The 24,200-nt window shown below is 63.6% G+C and carries 23 protein-coding genes; 5 read left to right on the top strand and 18 right to left on the bottom strand.

What is annotated here, in order from left to right:
- Positions 1 to 76: 76 nt before the first annotated feature.
- Positions 77 to 367: a hypothetical protein gene (locus tag D3876_RS09385; protein WP_119761647.1), complete on the top strand. Its 291-nt coding sequence runs from the start codon at positions 77 to 79 to the stop codon at positions 365 to 367.
- Between the two features lie 79 nt (positions 368 to 446).
- Positions 447 to 683, top strand: a complete 237-nt coding sequence (locus D3876_RS09380) for a hypothetical protein (RefSeq protein ID WP_119761645.1) — start codon at positions 447 to 449, stop codon at positions 681 to 683.
- A 248-nt stretch (positions 684 to 931) separates the two neighbouring features.
- Here the strand turns inward: D3876_RS09380 and groL are convergent, their stop codons facing one another.
- Both groL and groES read right to left on the bottom strand, forming a co-directional pair.
- Positions 932 to 2,575 (bottom strand): chaperonin GroEL, encoded by a 1,644-nt coding sequence (gene groL, locus D3876_RS09375; protein WP_119763661.1) that lies wholly within the window; start codon positions 2,573 to 2,575, stop codon positions 932 to 934.
- A gap of 54 nt (positions 2,576 to 2,629) precedes the next feature.
- Entirely contained in the window at positions 2,630 to 2,917 is a 288-nt protein-coding gene (groES, locus tag D3876_RS09370) for a co-chaperone GroES (RefSeq protein WP_119763663.1), read from the bottom strand.
- A gap of 293 nt (positions 2,918 to 3,210) precedes the next feature.
- Between groES and sppA the strand changes: the two genes are divergently transcribed.
- Together sppA and D3876_RS09360 are read left to right on the top strand one after the other, a co-directional pair.
- Positions 3,211 to 5,085, top strand: coding sequence for a signal peptide peptidase SppA (gene sppA, locus D3876_RS09365; protein ID WP_119761644.1), 1,875 nt, complete (start codon positions 3,211 to 3,213; stop codon positions 5,083 to 5,085).
- Positions 5,082 to 5,645: a GNAT family N-acetyltransferase gene (locus D3876_RS09360; protein ID WP_119761642.1), complete on the top strand. Its 564-nt coding sequence runs from the start codon at positions 5,082 to 5,084 to the stop codon at positions 5,643 to 5,645. Before sppA ends, D3876_RS09360 begins: the two co-directional genes overlap by 4 nt.
- On the opposite strand, the gene D3876_RS09355 is transcribed toward D3876_RS09360, so the two are convergent.
- The 14 genes from D3876_RS09355 to D3876_RS09290 form a co-directional block, all read right to left on the bottom strand.
- Positions 5,642 to 6,226: a trimeric intracellular cation channel family protein gene (locus D3876_RS09355; protein WP_119761640.1), complete on the bottom strand. Its 585-nt coding sequence runs from the start codon at positions 6,224 to 6,226 to the stop codon at positions 5,642 to 5,644. The two genes, D3876_RS09360 and D3876_RS09355, sit on opposite strands and share 4 nt — an antisense overlap.
- Before the next feature lie 178 nt (positions 6,227 to 6,404).
- Positions 6,405 to 7,040 carry a hypothetical protein gene (locus D3876_RS09350; RefSeq protein ID WP_147417630.1) on the bottom strand — a complete coding sequence of 212 codons (636 nt, stop codon included), beginning with the start codon at positions 7,038 to 7,040 and terminating at the stop codon, positions 6,405 to 6,407.
- Between the two features lie 192 nt (positions 7,041 to 7,232).
- Positions 7,233 to 8,627, bottom strand: a complete 1,395-nt coding sequence (gene lpdA / locus D3876_RS09345; protein WP_119761637.1) for a dihydrolipoyl dehydrogenase — start codon at positions 8,625 to 8,627, stop codon at positions 7,233 to 7,235.
- 45 nt (positions 8,628 to 8,672) lie between these two features.
- Positions 8,673 to 8,942, bottom strand: coding sequence for a GIY-YIG nuclease family protein (locus D3876_RS09340; RefSeq protein WP_274378989.1), 270 nt, complete (start codon positions 8,940 to 8,942; stop codon positions 8,673 to 8,675).
- 85 nt (positions 8,943 to 9,027) lie between these two features.
- Positions 9,028 to 10,266: a 2-oxoglutarate dehydrogenase complex dihydrolipoyllysine-residue succinyltransferase gene (gene odhB / locus D3876_RS09335; RefSeq protein WP_119761634.1), complete on the bottom strand. Its 1,239-nt coding sequence runs from the start codon at positions 10,264 to 10,266 to the stop codon at positions 9,028 to 9,030.
- A gap of 8 nt (positions 10,267 to 10,274) precedes the next feature.
- The gene (locus D3876_RS09330; protein WP_182911967.1) at positions 10,275 to 13,196 is read right to left on the bottom strand and encodes a 2-oxoglutarate dehydrogenase E1 component; all 2,922 of its coding nucleotides are present in this window, start codon (positions 13,194 to 13,196) and stop codon (positions 10,275 to 10,277) included.
- Between the two features lie 209 nt (positions 13,197 to 13,405).
- Complete coding sequence (gene sucD / locus D3876_RS09325; protein WP_119761630.1) at positions 13,406 to 14,290, bottom strand: succinate--CoA ligase subunit alpha; 885 nt, start codon at positions 14,288 to 14,290, stop codon at positions 13,406 to 13,408.
- Between the two features lie 49 nt (positions 14,291 to 14,339).
- Entirely contained in the window at positions 14,340 to 14,630 is a 291-nt protein-coding gene (locus D3876_RS09320) for a GIY-YIG nuclease family protein (protein WP_119761628.1), read from the bottom strand.
- A gap of 81 nt (positions 14,631 to 14,711) precedes the next feature.
- Complete coding sequence (gene mdh / locus D3876_RS09315) at positions 14,712 to 15,674, bottom strand: malate dehydrogenase (protein WP_119761627.1); 963 nt, start codon at positions 15,672 to 15,674, stop codon at positions 14,712 to 14,714.
- A 447-nt stretch (positions 15,675 to 16,121) separates the two neighbouring features.
- A complete protein-coding gene (zapE, locus tag D3876_RS09310) occupies positions 16,122 to 17,264 on the bottom strand; it encodes a cell division protein ZapE (protein ID WP_119761625.1) in 1,143 nt (380 codons plus the stop codon).
- Positions 17,261 to 17,710, bottom strand: coding sequence for a PaaI family thioesterase (locus D3876_RS09305; RefSeq protein WP_119761623.1), 450 nt, complete (start codon positions 17,708 to 17,710; stop codon positions 17,261 to 17,263). Before D3876_RS09305 ends, zapE begins: the two co-directional genes overlap by 4 nt.
- Positions 17,711 to 17,846: 136 nt before the next feature.
- Positions 17,847 to 18,632 carry a succinate dehydrogenase iron-sulfur subunit gene (locus D3876_RS09300; RefSeq protein WP_119761621.1) on the bottom strand — a complete coding sequence of 262 codons (786 nt, stop codon included), beginning with the start codon at positions 18,630 to 18,632 and terminating at the stop codon, positions 17,847 to 17,849.
- Positions 18,633 to 18,701: 69 nt separating this feature from the next.
- A complete protein-coding gene (locus D3876_RS09295; protein ID WP_238475313.1) occupies positions 18,702 to 19,502 on the bottom strand; it encodes an NTP transferase domain-containing protein in 801 nt (266 codons plus the stop codon).
- Complete coding sequence (locus D3876_RS09290) at positions 19,499 to 20,521, bottom strand: D-alanine--D-alanine ligase family protein (protein ID WP_119763659.1); 1,023 nt, start codon at positions 20,519 to 20,521, stop codon at positions 19,499 to 19,501. Before D3876_RS09290 ends, D3876_RS09295 begins: the two co-directional genes overlap by 4 nt.
- A 163-nt stretch (positions 20,522 to 20,684) precedes the next feature.
- Between D3876_RS09290 and D3876_RS09285 the strand changes: the two genes are divergently transcribed.
- Positions 20,685 to 22,169 (top strand): hypothetical protein, encoded by a 1,485-nt coding sequence (locus tag D3876_RS09285; RefSeq protein WP_147417629.1) that lies wholly within the window; start codon positions 20,685 to 20,687, stop codon positions 22,167 to 22,169.
- Here the strand turns inward: D3876_RS09285 and D3876_RS09280 are convergent.
- Entirely contained in the window at positions 22,166 to 22,864 is a 699-nt protein-coding gene (locus D3876_RS09280; RefSeq protein WP_238475312.1) for a TIGR02117 family protein, read from the bottom strand. The genes D3876_RS09285 and D3876_RS09280 overlap by 4 nt on opposite strands.
- Positions 22,865 to 23,108: 244 nt before the next feature.
- Positions 23,109 to 24,134 (bottom strand): D-alanine--D-alanine ligase family protein, encoded by a 1,026-nt coding sequence (locus D3876_RS09275; protein ID WP_119761616.1) that lies wholly within the window; start codon positions 24,132 to 24,134, stop codon positions 23,109 to 23,111.
- Between the last annotated feature and the right edge of the window lie 66 nt (positions 24,135 to 24,200).

Here is a 24,200-nt window from a genome sequence, read left to right as displayed (position 1 = left end):
ATGGGCAAAGGGTCGACCCTGGCCAAACGGGCCATGCACGAAGATGGCCATAGGGTATCAACAGGAGGGAAAATCCATGAAAAAGACGATCACTGCATCGCTCGTTCTTGCTGCTGCGCTGGGCCTCGCTGCCTGCAGCGAAAAGGCGCAGGACGAAACCGCAGAAGCCGCGAATGCTGTCGCGAGCGACGCCGAGGCGACCGTGGACAACGCCGCCACCGATGTTGCCAATGTCGGTGAGGGCGCGATCGGCGCGGCAGAGAGCGCAGCAGATAACGCCGCTGCGGCAACCGCCAACGCAACCGCGAACACGCTCGACGCGGCCGGCAATGCGCTCAAGGAAGGCGCCGAGGAAGTGAAGCACTGATCGCTTTCCAGTGAAGTAGATCGGGCCGCGCTTCCATCCCCGGGGGCGCGGCCCTTGTCATATGAGAGGAGGCCGTACGATGAAGCGTATCAGCATGCTGGCGCTCTTGGTGGCGACAGCCGGATGCGGTGCGTCGGACAATGATCCGGGTGCAGAAGGCGTGACCACGGGCGAGGTGCAGGCGCTTAACGACGCCGCCGAAATGCTCGACGACGCCAACAACAGTGCTGCAGCGCGTCCCATGGCCAACGGCATGGCCGCGCCGGACAATGGCATGGCCGACTCGAAGATCTGGCCCGATCCCGCACGGCAATAGCCAGAGGCGAAAACGGTGCCTTTCGAGAACCAGCGCGCAGCGTACTTAAAGCAGGTGAGCTCCCGAAACGCAGAAAAGCGCCGTCTGCAGGCCACCAGCACCTGAAGACCGACCCATCAAAAGCCTTGCATAACAAACGAAAAAAGGGCCGGGGGATGCCCCCGGCCCTTCTTTTGCGTACCGAAAAACGGCAGACCTGATCGGCCGGATCGCGGGCGAAAGCGATGCTCCGCCCGCCTTGATCCGGATCAGAAGTCCATGCCGCCCATGCCGCCCATTCCGCCGCCGCCCATGGGCATGGCGGGCTTGTCGTCGGGCAGTTCGGCGATCGACGCTTCGGTCGTGATCAGCAGACCGGCAACCGATGCCGCATCCTGAAGCGCGGTGCGGACGACCTTGGTCGGGTCGATCACGCCTGCCTGAACCAGGTTTTCATAGACGTCGGTCGCGGCGTTGAAGCCCTTGGTTTCGTCATTCTCGCGCAGCAGGTTGCCCGAGATCACAGCGCCGTCATGACCGGCATTCTGCGCGATCTGCTTGACGGGGGCGGTGATCGCCTTGCGGATGATGTCGATGCCGCGGGTCTGGTCGTCGTTCGCACCCTTGAGGCCGTCGAGCGCCTTGGTGGCATAGAGGAGAGCGGTACCGCCACCGGGGACGATGCCTTCCTCAACCGCAGCGCGCGTGGCGTGCAGTGCGTCGTCGACGCGGTCCTTGCGCTCCTTCACCTCGACCTCGGTGGCGCCGCCAACCTTGATCACGGCAACGCCGCCGGCGAGCTTGGCAAGACGCTCCTGGAGCTTTTCCTTGTCGTAGTCGCTGGTGGTGTTCTCGATCTGCTGGCGGATGGCTTCCACGCGGCCCTTGATCGCATCGGCTTCACCGGCGCCATCGACGATGGTGGTGTTGTCCTTGTCGATCGTGACGCGCTTGGCGGTGCCGAGCATGCCGAGCGTGACGGTTTCGAGCTTGATGCCGAGATCCTCGGAGATCACTTCGCCCTTGGTCAGGATCGCGATGTCTTCGAGCATCGCCTTGCGGCGATCGCCGAAGCCGGGAGCCTTGACGGCAGCGACCTTGAGGCCGCCACGCAGCTTGTTGACGACGAGCGTGGCCAGAGCCTCACCCTCGATGTCCTCGGCGATGATGAGCAGCGGACGGCCCGACTGCACCACGGCCTCGAGGATCGGAAGCATCGCCTGGAGGTTGGAGAGCTTCTTCTCGTGAATGAGGATGTAGGGGTCGTTGAGTTCGACCTGCATCTTCTCGGGGTTGGTGATGAAGTAAGGGCTCAGATAGCCACGGTCGAACTGCATGCCCTCGACGACGTCGAGCTCGAAATCGAGACCCTTCGCTTCCTCGACGGTGATCACGCCTTCCTTGCCGACCTTTTCCATGGCCTCGGCGATCTTTTCGCCGACTTCCCGGTCGCCATTGGCCGAGATGATGCCGACCTGTGCGATCTCGCTCGAACCCGAAACGGGCTTGGAGCGCGCCTTGAGATCCTCGACGACCTTGGAGACGGCCAGATCAACGCCGCGCTTCAGATCCATCGGGTTCATGCCGGCGGCAACCGACTTCATGCCTTCGCGGACGATCGCCTGCGCAAGCACGGTGGCGGTGGTGGTGCCGTCACCCGCGATGTCGTTGGTCTTCGAGGCCACTTCGCGCACCATCTGGGCACCCATGTTCTCGAACTTGTCCTTGAGCTCGATTTCCTTGGCGACGGTGACGCCGTCCTTGGTGATGCGGGGCGCACCGAAGCTCTTGTCGATGACGACGTTGCGGCCCTTGGGGCCCAGGGTCACCTTCACCGCGTCGGCGAGGATGTCGACACCCTTCAGGATGCGCTCGCGCGCGTCGCGCGAAAACTTGACTTCTTTCGCTGCCATGATCTTCAACCTCTACTTTCTGATTATTCGAATGAGTGGAAAAGGGCGTGGCGGTTAGCCGACGATCCCGAGGATGTCGCTTTCCTTCATGATCAGCAGGTCTTCACCGTCGATCTTGACCTCGGTGCCCGACCATTTGCCGAACAGAATCTTGTCGCCCGCCTTGACGTCGAGCGGCGTCACCTTGCCGTCTTCGGCCTTCAGGCCGGCGCCGGCGGCGACGACTTCGCCTTCCTGCGGCTTTTCCTTGGCCGTATCGGGGATGATGATCCCGCCAGCGGTCTTTTCCTCGGCCTCGACGCGGCGGACGAGAACGCGATCGTGCAACGGACGGAATTTCATGCGCGTCACCTTCTTTTCTCTAGGGACAGGGGACGCAGCAACCACTGCCCGCACCCCCTTGTCCGACGGTTGTAAATCGGAATTAGCACTCATCTTCGACGAGTGCCAACGGCGGGCATATGTGCCTGCCCCGATACATGGTCAAGGGGACTAGCAGCGATTTTTTGCAATCGCGCGTCAGGAATCGGCAAGCCGCGCCATGGTCCGGATCAGCGGCGATCAACGCCGGCGTTTACAGCGCGCGCGCGCTCCTATAGCCCCAAAAGGGTCAATCCTGATCGGGAGACGAATTCGTGTCGTTCGTGCGCGGTGCCTGGAAATTGCTGGTGGGCGTGAAGGATGCGCTCGTGCTTCTCTTCATGCTGCTCTTCTTCGTGCTGCTCTGGGCGGCGCTCTCGGCGCGTCCCAATCCGGCGGATGTCACAGCGGGAGCGCTGCTCGTCGACCTTTCGGGAACGCTTGTCGAACAGCCCGAAGAGGTGGATCCGCTGAGCCTGCTGGCAGGCGCGACCGATGCGGTCAGGCAGCACCGGCTGCGCGACGTGGTCCGGGCGCTTGAAACCGCAGCGACCGACGACAGGATCAAGGTCGTCGTGCTCGATCTCGACAGCTTCGTGGGCGGCGGCCAGGCGGCGATCCAGCGCGCTGCCGAGGCGGTCGACACGATCCGCAAGGCGAAGAAGCCCGTGCTGGCCTATGCGACAGGCTATAGCGACGATAGCTACCAGCTCGCGGCGCATGCTTCCGAGGTCTGGCTCGATCCCATGGGGCTGACGCTGTTCACTGGGCCCGGCGGCTCGCGTCTCTATTACAAAGGCCTGATCGACCGGCTGGGCGTTACCACCAAGGTATACCGCGTTGGCACCTACAAATCCGCGATCGAGCCCTATACCCGCGCCGACCAGTCGCCCGAAGCGAAACAGGCAGATCAGGCGCTCGCCGGGGCGCTGTGGCAGAACTGGCAGGACGATGTTGCCAAAGCGCGTCCCAAGGCGCAGCTCGCAGCCTTCATCGCGCAGCCCCAGCAGCAGATCGCGGCCGCGGGCGGCGATCTCGCCCAGGCCGCCCTGCGCGCGGGGCTGGTCGACACGCTCGGCGACCGCATCGCCTTTGGCAGGCGCGTGGCCGAAATCGCCGGGGCGGACAGCGGCAAGGGTGAAGGCGCCTTCAAGCATACCAGGCTGACCAACTGGATCGCCGCCAATCCCGTGCCCTCCTCGGGCGACGCGATCGGGGTCATCACCGTGGCGGGCGAAATCGTCGATGGTGAGGCGCTGCCCGGTACCGCAGGCGGCGAAAGCATCGCGAAGCTGATCCTCGATGGCCTTGCCGAAAAGGATTTGAAGGCGCTTGTCGTGCGCGTCGATTCGCCCGGCGGATCGGTGCTCGCATCCGAAAGGATCCGTCAGGCGATCCTTCAGGCCAAGGCCAAGGGCTTGCCCGTCGTGGTGTCGATGGGCTCGGTCGCGGCATCGGGCGGCTATTGGGTTTCGACGCCGGCGGACCGGATTTTCGCCGAGCCTACGACCATTACCGGTTCTATCGGCGTGTTCGGGATCATCCCGACTTTCGAAAATGCGCTCGCCAAGATCGGCGTCACCAGCGACGGCGTTGCAACCACGCCGCTTTCGGGGCAGCCCGATATCATCGGCGGCACCAACGAAACCTTCGACGCGGTGATCCAGTCGAGCATCGAGAATACCTATGCCCGCTTCCTCGGCCTCGTCAGCAAGGCACGCAACCTGCCGGTGGAGAAGGTCGATGGCATCGCGCAGGGTCGCGTCTGGGACGGCGGCACCGCGCGGCAGCTTGGCCTTGTCGACCAGTTCGGGGGGATCGAGGAAGCGATCGCCGAGGCGGCGCGCCGCGCCAAGCTCGACCCGGCCAAGGTTCACGCCGAGTATCTGGAGCGCCAACCCGGCTTCGCGGCGACGCTGTTTCAGGGCTGGACACGCGACGAGGATGACAGCAGGAAGCAGGCGGATCTGCTCGCGCGCCTGGCGCAGGCACGCATGATGACCGTGTTCCGCGCGGTCAAAGATGCGGAACGGCTGGCGCAGGGACCAGTCGTCCGCGCCCAGTGTCTCGAATGTCCGGTTGAAGGGGGAAAAATGCCCGTAGTCGATAGCTCGCTCGTTGCCCGCATGCTCGGATGGTTCGCGCAATGATCCGTATCCGCGCCGCCGAGCCGAAGGATGCCACGCAGATCGCGGCCATCTACATGCCTTACGTCACCACCACCGCGATTTCGTTCGAGACGACCCCGCCCACGCCCGAGGAAATGGCGCAGCGCATGACCTCATGCGACGGCTATTATCCCTGGCTCGTCGCGACGACCGAAGATGACGATGCGGTGATGGGCTATGCCTATGCGGGCAAGTTCCGCGAACGCCCCGCCTATCGCTACACCGTCGAGACCTCGATCTATCTGGGCGGCAATGTCCAGCGTGGTCAGGGTTTCGGGCGGCTGCTCTATTCCGCGCTGATCGAGACGCTGACCAAGCAGGATTTCACCCAGGCGATCGCGGTGCTGTCCCTGCCCAACGAATACAGCATAGGCTTACACGAATCGCTTGGCTTCCGCCGTGCCGGCGTCTGCCGCGAGATGGGTTTCAAGAACGGCCAGTGGTACGATATCGGCATGTGGCAGCGTGAGTTGAACGAAGCCGCCAACCCGCCGCTCGATCCCAAGCCGTTCAAGGATGTGGGCGTCGTCGGGCCGAGCTAGCCGCGATAGGCTGGCAGCGCGAGTTGCTTCCAGATTGCGAGCCCCCTGAGCATGAACCCCGCGACCGCTGCAACGACCGCGGCAACGGGATAGGCTATGCCTGCCACGACCAGTCCGACGAACAACGCCGCGGTCAGCGCGGCGGCGGTGACGTAGAGTTCGGGCCGAAGCAGGATAGACGGCTCATGCGCGAGGATCTCGCGGATGATGCCGCCCACGCAGGCGGTGATAACCCCCATCATGATCGCGGGCAGCGGTGAAATGCCGAAGGACAGCGATTTCGCGGCGCCGAACACCGCATAGGCGGCGAGGCCTACCGCATCGAACCAGTCGAGCGCCTTGGGTCGCCAGATGTGCTTGGGGGTGACCCAGATCAGCAATGCGGTCGCAAGGCAGGCCGCGGGATAGCGCCAGTCATGCACCCAGAATACGGGAGCGCCGATCAGCAGATCGCGCACCGTCCCGCCGCCGACGCCCGTCACCAGTGCGAAAAACGCGAAGGTGACGATCGTCTGCTGCTTGTTCGCCGCCGCAAGTGCGCCCGAGGCGGCGAACACCGCGATGCCGAGCAGGTCGAGCATCGCGAGCAATGTTCCGATTTCAACTTCCTGCAAGACGCCCCCTTTTCGCAGCCTTTCTAAACCGTTCGGGCCGAGCTTGTCGAAGCCCTTTCCTTCTTCCCCTTGTCGGAGAAAAGAAGTGGGCTTCGACAGGCTCAGCCCAAACGGCGCTCAAATATGGCGAGCGTGGGACCGCCGATCACGTATAACGGGCGACGCAGGCTTCCATCACCTGATCCGGCCGTCCGAGTTTCGCAAAGGCGGTCATTGCCTTGCGCTTTTCGGTCTGGGCAGCCTCGGTTGAGCTCTTGCCATGTTTTGCGAGCAGCGGCGCAAGCTTTGAGTCGAGGCTCGTCTCGAGCTTGTTGTAGCCGGCCATCACCTCCTCATAGCGCCCGTCGCTGGCGAGCGCGGCACGCATGAAGCGGCCGAGTGCTTCGCAACCCAGCGCCGCCTGATAAGGATCATCGGGCAGGCGCGGCGTACCTGCCGGCGCGGGATAGGCCGTGGCGCAAGGCCCTATCAGTTCCTTCCAGTCGCTTTCGATCACCGCATCAGCGCGGTCGGACATGCCCTTGATCACCGCCGCCGCGTCGTCCTGCGCGAACTCGGTGCTGCGCGCGCCGATGGCCAACGGATAGCGGAGGATATTGCCCTGCGCCTCCATGCTGAGTGGCGCCCTGATATTGGTCTGGCCCTCACGCGCCTGGGCTGCTGCGACCACGCCGCAGGTAGCAGCGCTTTCAATCGGGTCGGCGGGAAGCGACAAAGCCTTTGATCCACAGGCACTTGCCAAGAGCAGCCCCGGACACAGCAGCAATACGGCCTTGTTCACACAATTCTCCCATGCAGTTTGCATGGAAGAGAGCGCTGGGCCGGGCAATTGGTTCCCCGGGCCTTGATCGTTTCAGGCTCAGTCAGCCTGAAACGATCAAGGCCGCAACCATTTGAACAGAGCCTGATTCACGCTTTCGGCGGAAGCGCGTAGCGCTTCCACCTCCAACGATCAGGCTCTGCCCTGTATGCCTCAGATGTGGATCGGCTTGCCCTGCACCGCCATCGCGGCTTCCTTGAAGGCTTCCGAGTGGGTCGGGTGCGCGTGGCAGGTGTACGCGATATCCTCGGACGTCGCGCCGAACTCCATCGCCTGCGCCGCCTGCGCGATCATCGTGCCCGCAACCGAGCTGACCATCCATACGCCCAGCACGCGGTCGGTCTCCGCATCGGCGATCACCTTCACGAAGCCGTCGGTGTCGCGGATCGTCTTGGCGCGGCTGTTGGCCATCATCGGGAACTTGCCCGTCTTGATCGCGCCCTTTTCCTTGGCCTGCTCTTCGGTCAGGCCCACGCCAGCGATTTCCGGATGGGTATAAACCACGCTCGGGATCACGTCATGGTTCACGATCCCGGTCATGCCGGCGATGAATTCCGCTGCGGCAATGCCCTCATCCTCGGCCTTGTGCGCGAGCATCGGGCCCGGGGTGACGTCGCCGATCGCGTAGACGCCCTTCACCGACGTCTGGAAATCATGGCCAACCTCGATCTGGCCGCGATTATTGGCCTGAAGCCCGATCGCATCGAGACCGAGCCCATCGGTATTGGGCCGACGCCCGATCGAGACGAGCACCGAATCGGCCTCGATCGTCTCGGCCGCACCGCCAGCAGCGGGTTCGACCGTGACGGTGGCCTTCTTGCCCTTCACCGTCACGCCGGTGACCTTGGTCGAGGTCTTGATGTCGAAGCCCTGCTTCTTGAACAGCTTGGCCGATTCCTTGCGGACCTCGCCATCGAAACCGGGCAGGATCTGGTCGAGGAACTCGACAACGGTCACCTTTGCGCCGAGGCGGCGCCAGACCGAACCCAGTTCGAGCCCGATCACGCCGCCGCCGATGACGACCATATGCTCGGGCACCTTGGGCAGCGCGAGCGCGCCCGTCGAATCCACCACGACCTTCTGGTCAATCTCGACGCCGGGCAGCGGCGTCACGCTGGAGCCCGTCGCGATGATGATATTCTTCGCGGTCACGCTCTTGCCGCCGACAGCGACGGTGTTGGGGCCGGTGAACTTGCCATGCCCCTTGAGCCACTCGATCTTGTTCTTCTTGAACAGGAAGGCGATGCCGTCGGTCAGTCCCTTGACCGCCACATCCTTCTCGCCGTGCATGGCGCCAAGGTCGAGGCTGAGCCCCTTGGTCACGACGCCGAACTTGGCCAGCGTGCCGTTATGCGCTTCCTCGAACAGCTCGGAAGCGTGCAGCAGCGCCTTGGAGGGGATGCAGCCAACATTGAGGCAGGTGCCGCCCAGCGTCTCGCGGCTCTCGGCGCACGCTGTCCGGAGGCCAAGCTGTGCCGCACGGATCGCGGCCACATAGCCGCCCGGACCCGAACCGATCACCAGAACGTCGAAATCAAACTCAGCCATACATCACCTCAATCGTGTTCCTGCGAAAGCAGGAACCCATGTCTGTTATCGCGCAATGCCCAAGAACAGATCATCCCAATCGGGATTTCGCTCCCCTATAAGCTGCACCTTCCACGCACGTTTCCACTTCTTCATTCGCAGCTCGCAGGCGCGTGCATCCTGCAAGTCGTCGAACTGGGCAAACCACACGAGACGCGTGCAGCTATACTCCTTGCTAAACCCGTCAATTAGCCGGTTGCGATGCTGATAGACGCGCTGAGCCAGATTGCTCGTCACGCCGAGATACAATGTCCCGTTGCGCTTGCTCGCCATCAGATAGACAAAACCAGCCTTCGTGTCCGTTCTCCAGCATGGGCTCCTGCTTTCGCAGGAGCACGGTCAAGATTGCACAGGATAATATTTACAGGTCGATGAGCAACCGCGTCGGATCCTCGATCGCATTCTTCAAGGCGACAAGGAAGGTCACGGCCTCGCGTCCATCGATCAGACGGTGATCGTAGCTGAGTGCCAGATACATCATGGGACGGATGACGATTTCGCCATTCACCACCACGGGTCGCTCGTCGATGCGGTGAAGCCCGAGCACCGCCGACTGCGGCGGATTGATGATCGGGGTCGAGAGCAGCGAGCCGAACACGCCGCCATTGGAGATGGTGAAAGTGCCGCCCTTCATCTCTTCCATCTTGAGCGTGCCGTCCTTGGCGCGCTTGCCGAAGTCGCCGATCGTCTTTTCGACCGTCGCGACGCTCATGTCCTGCGCATCGCGGATCACGGGGACGACGAGCCCGTTGGGCGCGGAGACCGCAACAGAGATGTCGACATAATCGTGGTAGACGATCTCCTCGCCCTCGATCGAGGCGTTGACCGCGGGCATGTCCTTGAGCGCCATCACCGCGGCCTTCACGAAGAAGCCCATGAAGCCCAGCCGCACGCCGTGCTTTTTCTCGAAGAGATCCTTGTATTTCGCGCGCGCTTCCATGACCGCAGTCATGTCGACATCGTTGAAAGTGGTGAGGATCGCGGCGGTGTCCTGCGCGTCCTTGAGCCGCTTGGCGATCGTCTGACGCAGGCGCGTCATGCGGACGCGCTCTTCCTTGCGGGCGCCGACGGGCGCCAGCACCGTAGCCGCGGCGGGCGCCGCTGCTGGCGTTTCGGCCTTGTGCCCCTCGGCCGCCGCGAGCACGTCTTCCTTCGTAAGCCGGCCGTCGCGACCGGTGCCCTTGATCGCGCTCGGATCAAGGCCATGCTCGAGGACGAGGCGACGGACCGCGGGCGAAAGCGTCATGATGTGGTCGTCGTTCGCGGGCGCAGCGGCAGGCGCCTCCACCTTGGGTGCGGGCGCCGCAGCCTCGGCCCTGGCAGGCTCGGGCGCCGCGGCCTTGGGAGCAGCGGCGGCCGCGCCGCCTTCCTCGATGATCGCGATCAGCGCGCCGACCTGAACGGTGTCGCCCGGCTTCACGACCTGTTCGCCCATCACGCCCGCGACGGGGGATGGCACCTCGACCGCGACCTTGTCGGTCTCGAGACTGGCAATGGGCTCGTCGACGGCGACGGCGTCACCCGGCTTCTTGAGCCATTCGCCAACGGTGGCTTCGGTGATCGATTCGCCCAGGACGGGGACTTTGACTTCGGTTGCCATGATTGTTTTCAACCCTTCTTCTGGCGGCGAACTTCTTCGCGGACATTATGTCCGAGTGCATCGGCGATGAGCGCGCCCTGTTCGATCAGGTGACGCGAGGCAAAGCCCGTGGCGGGTGAGGCCGAGCCCGCACGTCCCGCATAGCGTGCGCGCATCGGCGCACGGCCCGCATCGGCAAGGCATTGCTCGACATAAGGTTCGACGAGGAACCACGCACCGTTGTTCTTCGGCTCTTCCTGACACCACACGACCTCTTCGAGGTTGGTCATGCGCTTCAGGCGAGTGGTGAGCTGCTCGCCGGGGAAAGGATAGAGCTGCTCGATCCGGACGATCTGCGTGTTCCTGTCACCCGCAGCGTCGCGCGCCTCGATCAGGTCATAGGCGACCTTGCCCGAGCACAGCACCAGCCGCTTCGTATCCTTGTCGGCCGCCGGATTGGTATCCGAGACGATGCGGTTGAAGTGGCTGTCGCCGAGGAAATCCTCGGTCTTCGACACCGCCAGCTTGTGCCGCAGCAACGACTTGGGCGTCATGATGATCAGCGGCTTGCGGAAGGTGCGGTGCATCTGCCGGCGCAGCACGTGATAATAATTGGCCGGCGTGGTGATGTTGCACACCTGCATATTGTCGCCCGCACAGAGCTGGAGGTAGCGTTCGAGGCGCGCCGAGCTGTGCTCGGGGCCCTGCCCCTCATAGCCGTGCGGCAGCAGCATCACGAGGCCGTTGGCGCGCAGCCACTTGGCCTCGCCCGCGGCGATAAACTGGTCGATGATCACCTGCGCACCATTGGCGAAGTCGCCGAACTGCCCTTCCCAGAGCACCAGCGACTTGGGATCGGCCATGGCATAGCCATATTCGAAGCCAAGCACGCCGAATTCGGAGAGCGGGCTGTCGAGCACGTCGAACCGGCCGTGCGGAACCTGCGAAAGCGGCACGTAGCGCGCCTCGGTGGTCTGATCGACCCAGACCGCGTGACGCTGGCTGAAGGTACCGCGCCCTGAGTCCTGACCCGAAAGACGGACGCTGAAGCCCTCGGAAAGCAGCGTGCCATAGGCCAGCGCCTCGCCCGTCGCCCAGTCGAAGCCCTCGCCCGAACGAAACATCTCGCGCTTGGCGTCGATCACGCGCGCCAGCGTCTTGTGGATGTTGAGCCCCTCGGGAACCTCGGTCAGCGTACGGCCGATGCTGTCGAACAGCTTCTTCTCGACGCCGGTCTCGATCGCGCGGTTTGTGATGTCACGGTCGGCGGGCAGACTGAGGCCCGACCAGCGACCGGCGAACCAGTCGGCCTTGTTGGGCTTGTAGCCCTTGGCCGCCGAAAACTCGTCCTCGAGCAGGTCGACATAGCCCTTGGTGTTGTCGTCGATCCAAGTCTGGTCGACCATCTTCTCGCCAATCAGCCGGTCGCCATAGATCTTGCTGACACCGGGATGCTGCCTGATCGCGGCGTACATCAGCGGCTGCGTAAAGCTCGGTTCGTCGCCCTCATTGTGACCGAAGCGGCGATAGCACCACATGTCGATCACGATGTCCTTGTCGAACTTCTGGCGGAATTCGATCGCCATCTTGCACGCGAAGGTCACCGCCTCGGGATCGTCGCCGTTGACGTGGAAGATCGGCGCCTGAACGCCCTTGGCGACGTCCGAGGGATAGGGCGAGTTGCGCGCGAATTGCGGGCTCGTCGTGAAACCGATCTGGTTGTTGATGATGAAGTGGATGCAACCGCCCGTCGCATAGCCGCGGATGCCCTGGAAGCCCAAAGTCTCCCAGACAATGCCCTGCCCCGCGAACGCGGCATCGCCGTGGATGAGCACGGGAAGCACCTGATCATGCTCCTCGAGATCGTCATAGAAGGTCTGTTGGGCACGAACCTTGCCGAGCACCACGGGGTCGACCGCCTCGAGGTGCGAGGGGTTGGGCACCAGCGACATATGGACGTTGATGTTGTCGAACTCGCGGTCGGTTGAGGTGCCGAGATGGTATTTCACGTCGCCCGAGCCGCCGACATCGTCGGGATTGGCCGAGCCGCCCGAGAATTCGTGGAAGATGACGCGATAGGGCTTGGCCATCACATTGGCGAGCACGTTCAGGCGCCCGCGGTGCGCCATGCCGTAGCAGATCTCGCGCACGCCCATCTGGCCGCCATATTTGATCACCGCCTCGAGCGCGGGGATCATCGACTCGCCGCCATCAAGGCCGAAGCGCTTGGTGCCGACATATTTCTTGCCGAGGAATTTCTCGTACTGCTCGCCGCGGATCACTGCCGCCAGAATGGCGCGCTTGCCCTCGGGGGTGAACTCGATGACCTTGTCCTTGCCCTCCATGCGGTCCTGCAGGAAGCGGCGCTCCTCGACATCGGCGATGTGCATGTATTCGAGGCCGACATTACCGCAGTAGTTGGCGCGCAGGATGTCGACGATTTCGCGAACGGTCGCCTTTTCGAGGCCAAGCGTGCCGCCCAGATAGACGGGCCGGTCAAGATCGGCGGCTGAGAAGCCGTGATATTCAGGGGTCAGGTCGGCAGGCAGTTCGCGCTGGGTCAGGCCCAGCGGATCGAGATTGGCGGCCAGATGCCCGCGCACGCGATAGGTGCGGATGAGCATCTGCGCGCGGATCGCGTCGGCGGCTGCCGAGGCGACGTCGCCGGCCAGCGCCACCGGTGCGGGTGCAGCAGCCTTCTTCGCGTCGGGCTTCGCCTCGACCTGCATCTGCATCGGGTCGAGCGCAGCCGTCAGCGCGTCGGTGTCGCGCAGGGGCCAGTTGCTCTTCGCCCAGCTCGGCCCTGCGACAGCGTTGTCCAGTCCCTCGAACCAGGCGCGCCACGCGGGCTCGACCTTGTCCGGCTGCGCCTGGTAGACGCGGTAAAGCCCCTCGACAAAGCCCGGGCTCACACCCGCGATGTCGTCGAAATCCTGGCCTTCGTAACCCATTTTCATTCTCCATCCCTCGCCCCTTGAGGGGAGAGGGTTGCGCAGACTTGCCCCAGCAGGCTGGGGCTAGTCGAAGCTGGGTGAGGGGTGAGTGATTGCTCAGCAATCACGCGAGGCTGCGCCTCGCTCAACCCCTCACCAACTTTTGCTAGGCGGCAAGCCGCCAAGCTTCAGTATCCTCTCCCCTTTCCAGGGGCGAGGTATTTGCCTCAGCCCTTCAGAACCTCGACCAGCGTGGTGCCGAGTTCGGAGGGGCTGGGAGAGACGCGGATGCCCGCGGCTTCCATCGCTGCGATCTTGTCCTCGGCGCCGCCCTGGCCGCCCGAGACGATCGCGCCGGCGTGGCCCATGCGACGCCCCGGAGGCGCGGTGCGGCCCGCGATGAAGCCAACCATCGGCTTCTTGCGGCCGCGCTTGGCTTCGTCCTTGAGGAACTGCGCGGCTTCCTCTTCGGCCGAGCCGCCGATCTCGCCGATCATGATGATCGACTCGGTCGCGTCGTCGGCAAGGAACAGTTCGAGCACGTCGATGAAGTTGGTGCCGTTGACCGGATCGCCGCCGATGCCGACCGCGGTGGTCTGGCCAAGGCCTTCGTTGGAGGTCTGGAACACGGCTTCATAGGTAAGCGTGCCCGAGCGCGACACAACACCCACCGAACCCTTCTTGAAGATGCCGCCGGGCATGATGCCGATCTTGCATTCACCCGGGGTCAGCACGCCGGGGCAGTTGGGGCCGATCAGCCGCGACTTGGAGCCCGAAAGCGCGCGCTTGACCTTGACCATGTCGAGCACCGGAATACCCTCGGTGATGCACACGATCAGCGGCACTTCGGCGTCGATCGCCTCGAGGATCGAGTCTGCGGCAAATGCGGGTGGAACATAGACCACCGATGCATCGGCGCCGGTCTTCTTCACCGCTTCTTCGACCGTGTCGAACACGGGCAGGCCGATATGCGTCGTGCCGCCCTTGCCCGGCGTCACACCGCCAACAACCTTGGTGCCGTATGCAATCGCCTGTTCGGAGTGGAAGGTGCCCTGCGCGCCGGTAAAGCCCTGCGTGATCACCTTGGTGTTCGCATTTACGAGGATGCTCATAAACTCGTTTCGCCTTTTGAGTACCCCGGCGAAGGCCGGAGTCCAGTTGTCAGATCAACGACGGATACAGATCGTTCCAATCCGAATTCATCGCCTCGATTTCACGCAGCTTCCAGTTTCGCCGCCATTCTTTCATCTGCAATTCCCGGCCCCGCGCAGCTTCGATCGTTTCGAACACCTGATACCAAACCAGAATCTTGCAGCCGTATTTCTTGGTGAAACCTTCAATCCGGCCGTTTCTGTGCTCCCACACCCGCTTCACCAGATCGCTCGTAACCCCGATGTACAATGTCCCGTTTCGCTTGCTCGCCATGATGTAAACGAAACCGCGTTTGTTCATGGACGTCGGCCTTCCAGTATACCGGCGAAGGCCGGTATCCAGTTCCATGCATCGAACTGGACCCCGGCCTTCGCCGGGGTACTATTTCAGCGATTCGTCAATCCCCTTGCACGCGTCGAGCAGTTCCTTGACCGCGTCGACCGAGACCTGGAGGTTGCCCCTGGCTTCGTCATCCAGCTCGATCTCGACGATCTGCTCGACACCGTCCTTGCCGATGATCACGGGGACGCCAACATAGAGCCCGTCGAGGCCGTACTTGCCGTCGACATAGGCGGCGCAGGGCAGCAGGCGCTTCTGGTCGCGCAGATAGGCCTCAGCCATCGCGATGCCGCTGGTCGCGGGCGCATAATAGGCCGAGCCGGTCTTCAGGAGCGCGACGATCTCGCCGCCGCCCGAACGCGTGCGCTGGACAATCGCGTCGATGCGCTCCTTGGTCGAGCGGCCCTGCTTGATCAGGTCGGGCACGGGGATGCCCGCGACGGTCGAATACTGAACGACGGGGACCATCGTGTCGCCGTGGCCGCCGAGCACGAACGTGTTCACGTCGCGCACCGAAACCTGGAATTCGTCGGCGAGGAAGTGGCTGAAGCGCGCCGAATCCAGCACGCCCGCCATGCCGACGACCTTGTTGTGCGGCAACCCTGAGAACTCGCGGAGCGCCCAGACCATCGCGTCCAAGGGATTGGTGATGCAGATGACGAAGGCGTCGGGGGCGTTGTTCCTGATGCCCTCACCCACGGCCTTCATGACCTTGAGGTTGATGCCGAGCAGGTCGTCGCGGCTCATGCCCGGCTTGCGCGCGACGCCGGCGGTGACGATGATGACGTCCGCGCCCGCGATGTCGGCATAGTCGTTCGAGCCGGTGATCTTCGCGTCGAAACCTTCGATCGGGCCGCACTGGCTGAGATCGAGCGCCTTGCCCTGGGGCACGCCCTCGACGACGTCGAACAGGACGATGTCGCCCAGTTCCTTGATCGCCGCGAGATGCGCGAGCGTTCCGCCGATATTGCCAGCGCCGATCAGCGCGATCTTCTTCCGGGCCATGCAGTCATTCTCCCTTATCAGGGCCAGGCGACCACAGGACTCGGGCCGCAGCCATTCAAGATTGGCGACCGCTTAGGCCCATAAAGTTAATAGAGCAACCGCGGAAAAGCTCGCATCGCCGAAAATCTTTGCGATTGCGAATGAATTGCAATAACACTCAAGGCAGCGCGAAGACCACCATGCGAGTAACCCTTCCAAGCGCACAATACCCATATAGCACGCAATTGTTCCAGCCCCTGCAACACGAGCGCTTCGCCACCGGCGATGTCGGGCGCGTCCATCCCCGTTGGGGCAGAGCCTGTCTAAGCCCATTCCTTCCCGTTTCTTCTTCGCGCCTCCGCGTCTTCGCGCGAACATCTCTTTTCCCGCGCGGAGACGCGGAGACGCGGAGAAATTGGAAGGCTTCGACAGGCTCAGCCCGAACGGTAAGCGGTGGCCCCCTAAAGCTCAGGATGCGCGGATGATGTTGAGCGCGGATCCGTTTTCGCCATGGCCGAGTGCGAGATATTCGTCGGACTGCATTTCCATCAGCCGGCTCACCGTACGTTCGAACTCGAACCTTCCGTCACCCTCCGTATAGAGCTCCGCAGGCTCCGCCGCGGCGCTGGCAAGCAGCTTGACCTTATATTCGTAGAGCGCGTCGATCAGCGTCACGAAGCGCGCCGCCTCGTTGCGGTTCTCCGGGCCCAGCCTGGGTATGCCGACGATGAACACGGTGTGGAAGCGCCGCGCGATCGCCAGATAATCGGCGGCCCCGCGCGCGCCTGTGCAGAGCCGCCGGAACGAGAAGACGGCGACCCCCTTCAGGCTCTTGGGTACGTGCATCGTACGACCGCCGGGCACCGGAATATCCTCGCTCGGCACATGCGCGGCGTCCTCGGGTGGATAATCTGTCAGTCGGAAGAATGCGCTTCTAAGCGCGACCGTGGCCACAGGATCGGCAGGAACATACCAGGTGTCGCATCCCCCCAGCCGCTCGAGCCGGTAATCGACCGGGCCGTTGAGCGTCAGCACGTCGAGCCGCTCTTCGATCAGGTCGATAAAGGGCAGGAAATGCTCGCGGTTGAGCCCGTCCTTGTAGAGATCGCGCGGCGGCCGGTTCGAGGTGGTGACCACCGTGACGCCCTGTTCGAGCAATGCGGTGAACAGTCGAGACAGGATCATGGCGTCTGCGCTGTTGTTGACCACCATCTCGTCGAACGCGAGCAGCCGCGCCTCGCCCGCGATCGCCTCGGCCACGGGCGGGATCGGGTCGCCCGCCTCCTTCTGGCGCTCGACGCGCAGCCGGTCATGGACCTCCATCATGAACTCGTGAAAATGAACGCGGCGCTTGCGCTTGATGTCGAGGCACGAAAAGAACAGGTCCATCAGCATGGACTTGCCGCGCCCGACCCCTCCCCAGATATAAAGGCCGCGCGGAACCTCGGGCTTGGAGCGCGCCAACCGCCACAGTATAGACCCCTTGCGCGGCGCGGCCTGCAGCACCTGCTGGAGATGATCCAGCCGTTCGGCGACCGTGCGCTGCTCGGAATCCTCGCGAAGCTCGCCCGCGCGCAGCAGCGCCTCATATTTCTGAAGGACGGTGATCATCTTCTGACCGACTTGCGGATCGTCCCCGCAAAGCTCGCAATCCGCTCGTCGCCCTGAACAACGAGTCCGCGCAGGAACAGCAGCCGCCCCGTCTCGCGCAGCAGCTCGACCGTGGCATCGAGGGGCTCACCGACGCGCCCGGCACCCATGAACTGGGTGGACAGGTCGAGCGTTACCGCGCTCGCAGCCTCGATCAGCCCGAACATGCGCGAGGCCGCGAACAGCGACACGTCGATGAACGCAAGCGTCACGCCGCCATGGACATTGTTGGCGAGATTGGAATGCGGGCGTTCGGGGAACATGCGCACGCGCGCCTGCCCATCAGGTTCCAGTCGCACGAGGAGCTTGCCGAGCGTTGCGTTGAAGCGGGTCGGATCGCTTAACTGCCAGATCAGCCAGCCCGGATTGTCGGGGTCGGGTTCGTGGATGAAGGCGGGTGCGCTCATGCTACCCCTTTTACGTCATCCCAGCGAAAGCTGGGATCCAAGCAATGCCCGCAACCCTCTCTGACCTTCTCCAACATTGTCTGGATCCCAGCTTTCGCTGGGATGACGGCAAAGGAAGAAATTGGGGCCAACCGGATCAAAGCTGCCGTTCGACCACCATCTTCTTCACCTCGGCGATCGCGCGCGCAGGCGACAGCCCCTTGGGGCAGACATTGGAGCAGTTCATGATCGTGTGGCAGCGATAGAGGCGGAACGGATCTTCCAGCTCGTCGAGTCGCTCGCCCGTCATCTCGTCGCGGCTGTCGGCCAGCCAGCGATAGGCCTGGAGCAGGATCGCGGGGCCGAGGAACTTGTCACTGTTCCACCAATAGCTCGGGCATGAGGTCGAACAGCAGGCGCACAGGATGCATTCGTAGAGACCGTCGAGCTTGGCGCGGTCGTCGGGGCTCTGCAGGCGCTCCTTGCCCGATGGCGGCGGCGTAACCGTCTGCAGCCAAGGCTTGATCGAAGCATATTGCGCGTAGAAATGCGTGAAGTCGGGGACAAGGTCCTTGATCACTTCCATGTGCGGCAAGGGGGTGATCTGGACGTCCTTGTTGCAGTCCTCGATCGCGTGCGTGCAGGCGAGCGTGTTGCGCCCGTCGATGTTCATCGAGCACGACCCGCAAATGCCCTCGCGGCAGGAGCGACGGAAGGTGAGCGAGGGATCCTGCTCGTTCTTCATCTTGATAAGCGCGTCGAGCACCATCGGTCCGCAGGTGTCGAGGTCGACTTCGAAGGTGTCGTAGCGCGGATTCTCGCCCGAGTCGGGATCGTAGCGATAGACCTTGAAGCTCTTGACGTTGGTCGCGCCCGCCGGAGCCTTGTTGGTCTTGCCCTTTGAATTGATCTTGCTGTTCTTGGGCAGCGTGAATTCGGCCATCTCGCTCAGGTCCTTCGCGTCACAATTGCGGACAGCCGATAGTCAATCGGGGCAAAGGATGAAAGACCCTTATGCCTGCCCCAGCCTTTTTGCGAGCAAGCCCTCGGCGATGCGATAGGTGCGCTCATTGTCGACGTCGATCGCGTGGCTGCCATCGGCGAGCACGACGCCGTCGAATTTCAGTCCGAAGCGCCGCGAAACCCGCTTCATTGCGCCTTTCAGCGATATGAGCTTGTACTTCATCAGCAGGATGTTGAAGAGGCCAAAGGCATTGATCAGCCGCTTCGGATTCTTGGCGAACTGGCCGCCCTCGCGGAAGATTTCGGCGGCCTTCATCCCCTTCGCCCCAGCGATCCCGTAAAGATTGCAGTTGGAATAGCCGTCGTCGCTGAACTCGTAGAAGCGTCGCTGTCCTTCCGGATGCGCCGCTAGCACGCCGCCCCTGGTGGCGAGCGCGGCGGTCACATCGGCACCTTCGGCAAAGGCGCGGCGCATCTCGTTCACCGCGAAATGCGTCAGCAGCACATTGTCCGCCGTCGTGATGACATAGGGCCCGTCGACGCCCGCGGCCGCAATCAGCACGCTATCCGCGATGCTTTCGGCCGAGGGAACGAATTCGATCTTCACGCCCGATGGCGCATAGCTCTCAATCAGCGGCGTCAGCGCCGCCACTGCTTCGGGCTCGATCGAGATACGGATCAGCCGCAGATCGTCCATCGTCGTCAGCGTATCGAGCACGTGCGCGATGAGGGGCTTGCCGCAGATCGGCACCAGGCATTTGTGGCTGACGCCGTGCTCGACCGCGAGCGGATTCTCCTGCCCCGTCCGCTGCGCCGCGAGGATCAGGACGGTGAATGCGCCGTAGCTCAAGCGATCGCGTCCCGCTCGATCAGGCCGTGGCGCGCAAGGCTCTCGCACAGGATCGTCTCGATGAGCTGCTCCTGCGTCAGCCCCGCGAGCACCGCCGAACGGCCATAGACCTTCTGCGACCAGAGGTTGCAGTTGAGGTTCACCTCGAGCATCTGCACCTCGCCCTTTTCCTCGTCGAGGCGGAATTCATAGCGGCCATAGTCGAAGGGCCGGAACACCTCGACCATCTTGCGCGTCAGCGCGTCGATCTTGGGCTGCCATTCCTTGTCCTCGAACGCGAACAGCTCGTACTTCTGCGTCCGATCGACCAGATCGCGCTTTTCCCAATAGGTACGCAGATGCGTTGGATCGGCCTGGCGGAACATCATCATCGGCATCACGGCGGGCTCGTCGTTCACGGTGATGACGGGCACCTCGACATCGCTGCCGTTGAGGAAGGGTTCGACGATCGCGTCATGCCCCTGATCGTGGATGCCCGCGACCGCGGCCCTGACCCCCGCCCAGTCGCCGGCATCGCCCACGCCCCAGCTCGCCGAGGAGGCATTGGGCTTGATCACCATGCGCTCGGCCATCGGGCAATCGGCCTCGCGCACGGGCGCGCCGCGCCGGTAGATCGCCCAGGGCGCGGTCGGAATGCCGCGCGCCTTCGCCTCGAGCTTGGTCAGATGCTTGTCGTCGGACAAGCCCCGCAGGATCGGCGATGCACCCAGATAGGGAATGCCCAGCCGCGTGCAGAGCAGCGGCAGCATCATCTCCGAATTGAGAAAGCCGCCGCGGTTGAGCAGCGGGAAAACGAAGTCGACCCCCGGATTCTCGAACAGCGCCTCGTATTTGTTGGCGAGCACGAGGTTGATGCCCAGCCCCTCCAGGATCGTGCGCACCTCATGGTGATAGACGGCGTGGTTGCCGTCCTCGGGGTGCAGCGTGCCGTCGCCCAGCGCGTGCTTGGCGATGAACATGATCTTGAGGCGGTCCTTGGCTTCCTGCGGAATGCGGAGCGGAGAAATCGGCTGAGTCACGTGGGAACCTTCGCAATATGTCGGTCCGGCGCTGGGCTTGCCCTGTCCGGCGCGGCGCATATAGGGAATAAACCGTCGAAGCGCCAACGAGCCTTTTTTTCGCCGCAATGCGGGCGTCAAGATGCGCCCAAATTCCGCGTGACCCCAGGGATTGATCAATTTTATGAAACTGACAGCCACCGCGATGAACGCGCAGGCTTTCGCCGACTCCGCCGCCGAACTCCTCACTCAGGGCGGCGACGCGCGCATCATCCTCGACCCGGAAACGGGCCTCAACCAGTATTTCTCGCAGCCCCGGCCGTCGGACGCGATCGCCTATGCCTCGTCGACCGCGAACGACATCTCGGCGCCTGCCTTCGATCATGGCTGCCGCCGGATCGCGGAGATCGCGCCCGATCTGACGCTTTCGCCCGATGGCTATGCCGAAGCGCTGGAGCGGCTACGCCACCGCATCCGCGCCTCCTACAATCTTGCGGAGGATGTGGAGATCGTCTTCTCACCCTCCGGCACCGATCTAGAATATGTCGGCCTCGCGCTTGCCAAGGAAAAGGCGCCGGGCGGCATCCGCAACATCCTGCTCGGCGCCGACGAGGTGGGCAGCGGCTGCATCTATTCGGCGCGCGGGCAATATTTCGCGAAGCAGACCGCACGTGACATCGCGGTCGCGCCGGGCGAACCCGTGGGCGGCCGCATCCCCGAAAAGATCGAGCTGACCAATGTTCCCGTGCGCGACGATCTGGGCGCCGCATGGCGCCCCGAGTCGGTGGCAGAGGAAGTCGATCGGCAGGTGATCGAGGCGAAGGCCGAAGACCGCCACACCGTCGTCCATGTCGTCCACGGCTCCAAGACCGGGCTTGTCCTGCCCTCGCTCGAGCATATCGACGCGCTCGCCGCAAAACATGGCGGTGCGGTCAGCTTCATCGTCGATGCGTGCCAGGCGCGCATCACGACACAGGCGATCCACGATTATCTCGCGCGCGGCTGCACCGTGCTGCTCACGGGCTCCAAGTTCATGGGCGGCCCGCCCTTCAGCGGCTTCGCGCTCGTCCCGCGCGCCGCGGTCGAGGCGGCAGCGCTGATGCCGATCGCCTTTTGCAAGATCTTCCGCCGCGGCGAATGGCCCGACAACTGGCCCGATGTCGACCTGCTTCCACGCGAGTCCAATCTCGGCCTGCTGCTCCGCCTGGAAGCGTCGGTGTTCGAGCTCGAGCGCTTCCAGGCACTGAGTATCGAGCGCGTCGAACGCGTTGTGCTCGCCTTCCACGCCGCGGTCCGCAAGGCGATGGTCGAGCGGCTGGGCGGCCGCCGCATCGCGCCCTATGCGCCCGGCGAACGCGCCGAGGGCGACGCGCATCCGATCGAGATGCGCACGCTGTCCACGATCGACATATCGCACATGCCCGGCCAGCCCGATTTCGACGAGGCCAAGCGCATCCACCGCGCGCTCGTCGATCACGGCGTGCGGCTGGGACAGCCCGTGAAATGCGTGCGCCTTCCCGATGGCCGCTGGGGCGGCACGCTGCGCGTCGGCCTCTCAATGCCGCAGGTCACAGCCTTCGACGCGCTCGACGACGCCGCGCTCGAGGCGCAGTTCGAACGCGACATGACCACGGTCGCCGACGCGCTGGAGAAGGTGATCAGCGCCTAACGAAACCATCGCATCACGCCGCTTTCGAACGGCGTCCAGGCGCCGACACGGACTCCGGTGGCGCGGAGCGCCGCGCCCGTCCATTCGTTGCAGGTCGTGATCGCATCATAATGGCCGCGCCCCTCATAAAAGATGTCACTGGGCGTGTAGCCGGGGATCGGTTTGGGGCGCCCCGGCGCAAAGCTCGCGCGGATATAGGCGGAAAGACGGCGATACTCGTCGGAGCTGAGCCTCAGCGGGCGGCGCCAGCGGTCGGGAAAGGGGCGGACGACATGGTCGACATGCACCAGTGTCTCGTCGCTGCCGATCGTCGCGCGGATCACGGTGCGCGCATCGAGATCGGCCCATGTCGGCGTGTTGAGATAGAAGCGCCGCTCACCCCAGCCAAAGCCGTAGTGATCGCCAGCGTAGCGCGGGTCGGCGAGGTCGTTCGGGGATACCAGTCCGCGCCAGTCTATTCCTTCGGCAGCAATGGGAAGGATGAGGCTGGTGTGGACGCCGTTGGTTTCGACATAGATGGTGACGCCCTGTTTCGCCTCGCGCCAGTTATCATTTACCGGGATAAACCCGCTGACATAGCCGGCCGCACCATAAGCCAGCGGAACTGCAAGAATGGCAAGAAGCGTCCATGCCAGCCTTGCGGCAAGACGATGCCTGCGGCGATCGGGAGTTGAACGCGGCGTCTTGTCCGTCACGAAATTTCGCCTCCAGCCTGGCTTCCTGCCGCTTTGAGTCGGCAGTCCTGGGACGGATCGACATTGAGTCGAGGTCGAGCCGAAAAAATGGGATTTCCGAGCATCGGAGCGTAGCGTAGCTGAATGTCGGCTTCCCGGAAACCAGCGGCCTTCCCCAATTACGGGATGGGCTGCGGTTCGGCCGGCTGCGATGTGGGACAGTCGGCCGGCCGCGGGCCATTAGTCGCAGAGAGGCGTCGCCCGATCACGCCGCCAGCCGCACCCGCTCCGCGCGGATCAGCCCCTGTCGTTCCATGCTGTGCGCGACGATCGTCTCGACCAGCTCGGCATGGCTCACGCCAAGCGAGCGCGCCGAGCGGCTGATCGTCTTCTTCGACCAGAGGTTGCACGACAGGTTCACTTCCATGAACCGTACATCGCCCGTCACGGGGTCATAGCGGAACTCGAAGCGGCCGTAATCGAAGGGCCAGAGCTCGGGCAGCATCGCGCGCACATGCGCCTCCAGCCGCACGATCAGCGCACGATCGCCGATCGCCTCGAGCGGATCGTCGCCCGTCGCGATCAGATTGCGCTTTTCCTCGTAGGAGCGCACGTCGCCCGGGCGGTCGACGGGGTAATAGCCAAACGCGGGCAACAGCCACGGTCCGTCCGCGCCAACCACAGGCACCGCGATGTCGATCAGCGGCGCATAGGGCTCGATAATCACATCGTGCCCTGAATCCAGAATACTCTCGGCATGCGCGCGCGCCTCGGCCCAGTCGTCGATGATCTTCACACCCCAGCTCGCCGAGCTGGCATTGGGCTTCACCACCAGCCGCTCCCACGCGAAATCCGGTTCGCTGACGCCGCCCTGCCCCTGCCGCACGATATTCCAGGGCGTGACCGGCACCCCGCGCCGCGCGGCGACCGCCTTCATCAGATGCTTGTCGTCGGACAAGCCCCGCAGGATCGGCGCGGCGCCCAGAAAGGGGAGCCCGTGCCGCCGCAACAGCAAGGGCGCGAGCATCTCGCTGTTCACAAAGCCGCCGCGGTTGAGCAGCGTCACCACGAAATCGGCGTCGGGCCAGTCGAACAGCGCTTCATAGCTGTTGGCGGGCCGAACGCTCAGCCCGATCCCTCTCAGCGTCGTCAGCATCTCGTCATGATAGACCGCGTGCGTGCCATCGGCCGCATCGGGCACGCCCCCCGCCAGCGCGTGTTTGGCGAGGAACATGATCTTGAGCCGCGCCTTGTCGGCGGGCGCGATGCGAAGCGTGTTGGGATGGGGCATGGGAACACCTTGGGAGAGAAGAGATACTTTGTATAGTAATTCAGTAGACAATATCAATGCCGCGTC

The sequence above is a fragment of the Sphingomonas cavernae genome, assembly GCF_003590775.1.
Classification (GTDB): Bacteria; Pseudomonadota; Alphaproteobacteria; order Sphingomonadales; family Sphingomonadaceae; genus Sphingobium_A; species Sphingobium_A cavernae.
The sequence above is the reverse complement of the archived record's forward strand: the minus strand, read 5'-3'. Positions and strand labels throughout refer to the sequence as shown.

What these genes read in the sequence shown, in the direction of transcription:
- D3876_RS09385 (WP_119761647.1), top strand. Translation starts at nt 77, where the DNA reads ATGAAAAAGACGATCACTGCATCGCTCGTTCTTGCTGCTGCGCTGGGC.
- D3876_RS09380 (WP_119761645.1), top strand. Translation starts at nt 447, where the DNA reads ATGAAGCGTATCAGCATGCTGGCGCTCTTGGTGGCGACAGCCGGATGC.
- groL (WP_119763661.1), bottom strand. Translation starts at nt 2,575, where the DNA reads ATGGCAGCGAAAGAAGTCAAGTTTTCGCGCGACGCGCGCGAGCGCATC.
- groES (WP_119763663.1), bottom strand. Translation starts at nt 2,917, where the DNA reads ATGAAATTCCGTCCGTTGCACGATCGCGTTCTCGTCCGCCGCGTCGAG.
- D3876_RS09360 (WP_119761642.1), top strand. Translation starts at nt 5,082, where the DNA reads ATGATCCGTATCCGCGCCGCCGAGCCGAAGGATGCCACGCAGATCGCG.
- D3876_RS09355 (WP_119761640.1), bottom strand. Translation starts at nt 6,226, where the DNA reads ATGCTCGACCTGCTCGGCATCGCGGTGTTCGCCGCCTCGGGCGCACTT.
- lpdA (WP_119761637.1), bottom strand. Translation starts at nt 8,627, where the DNA reads ATGGCTGAGTTTGATTTCGACGTTCTGGTGATCGGTTCGGGTCCGGGC.
- odhB (WP_119761634.1), bottom strand. Translation starts at nt 10,266, where the DNA reads ATGGCAACCGAAGTCAAAGTCCCCGTCCTGGGCGAATCGATCACCGAA.
- D3876_RS09330 (WP_182911967.1), bottom strand. Translation starts at nt 13,196, where the DNA reads ATGGGTTACGAAGGCCAGGATTTCGACGACATCGCGGGTGTGAGCCCG.
- sucD (WP_119761630.1), bottom strand. Translation starts at nt 14,290, where the DNA reads ATGAGCATCCTCGTAAATGCGAACACCAAGGTGATCACGCAGGGCTTT.
- D3876_RS09320 (WP_119761628.1), bottom strand. Translation starts at nt 14,630, where the DNA reads ATGAACAAACGCGGTTTCGTTTACATCATGGCGAGCAAGCGAAACGGG.
- mdh (WP_119761627.1), bottom strand. Translation starts at nt 15,674, where the DNA reads ATGGCCCGGAAGAAGATCGCGCTGATCGGCGCTGGCAATATCGGCGGA.
- zapE (WP_119761625.1), bottom strand. Translation starts at nt 17,264, where the DNA reads ATGATCACCGTCCTTCAGAAATATGAGGCGCTGCTGCGCGCGGGCGAG.
- D3876_RS09305 (WP_119761623.1), bottom strand. Translation starts at nt 17,710, where the DNA reads ATGAGCGCACCCGCCTTCATCCACGAACCCGACCCCGACAATCCGGGC.
- D3876_RS09300 (WP_119761621.1), bottom strand. Translation starts at nt 18,632, where the DNA reads ATGGCCGAATTCACGCTGCCCAAGAACAGCAAGATCAATTCAAAGGGC.
- D3876_RS09285 (WP_147417629.1), top strand. Translation starts at nt 20,685, where the DNA reads ATGAAACTGACAGCCACCGCGATGAACGCGCAGGCTTTCGCCGACTCC.
- D3876_RS09275 (WP_119761616.1), bottom strand. Translation starts at nt 24,134, where the DNA reads ATGCCCCATCCCAACACGCTTCGCATCGCGCCCGCCGACAAGGCGCGG.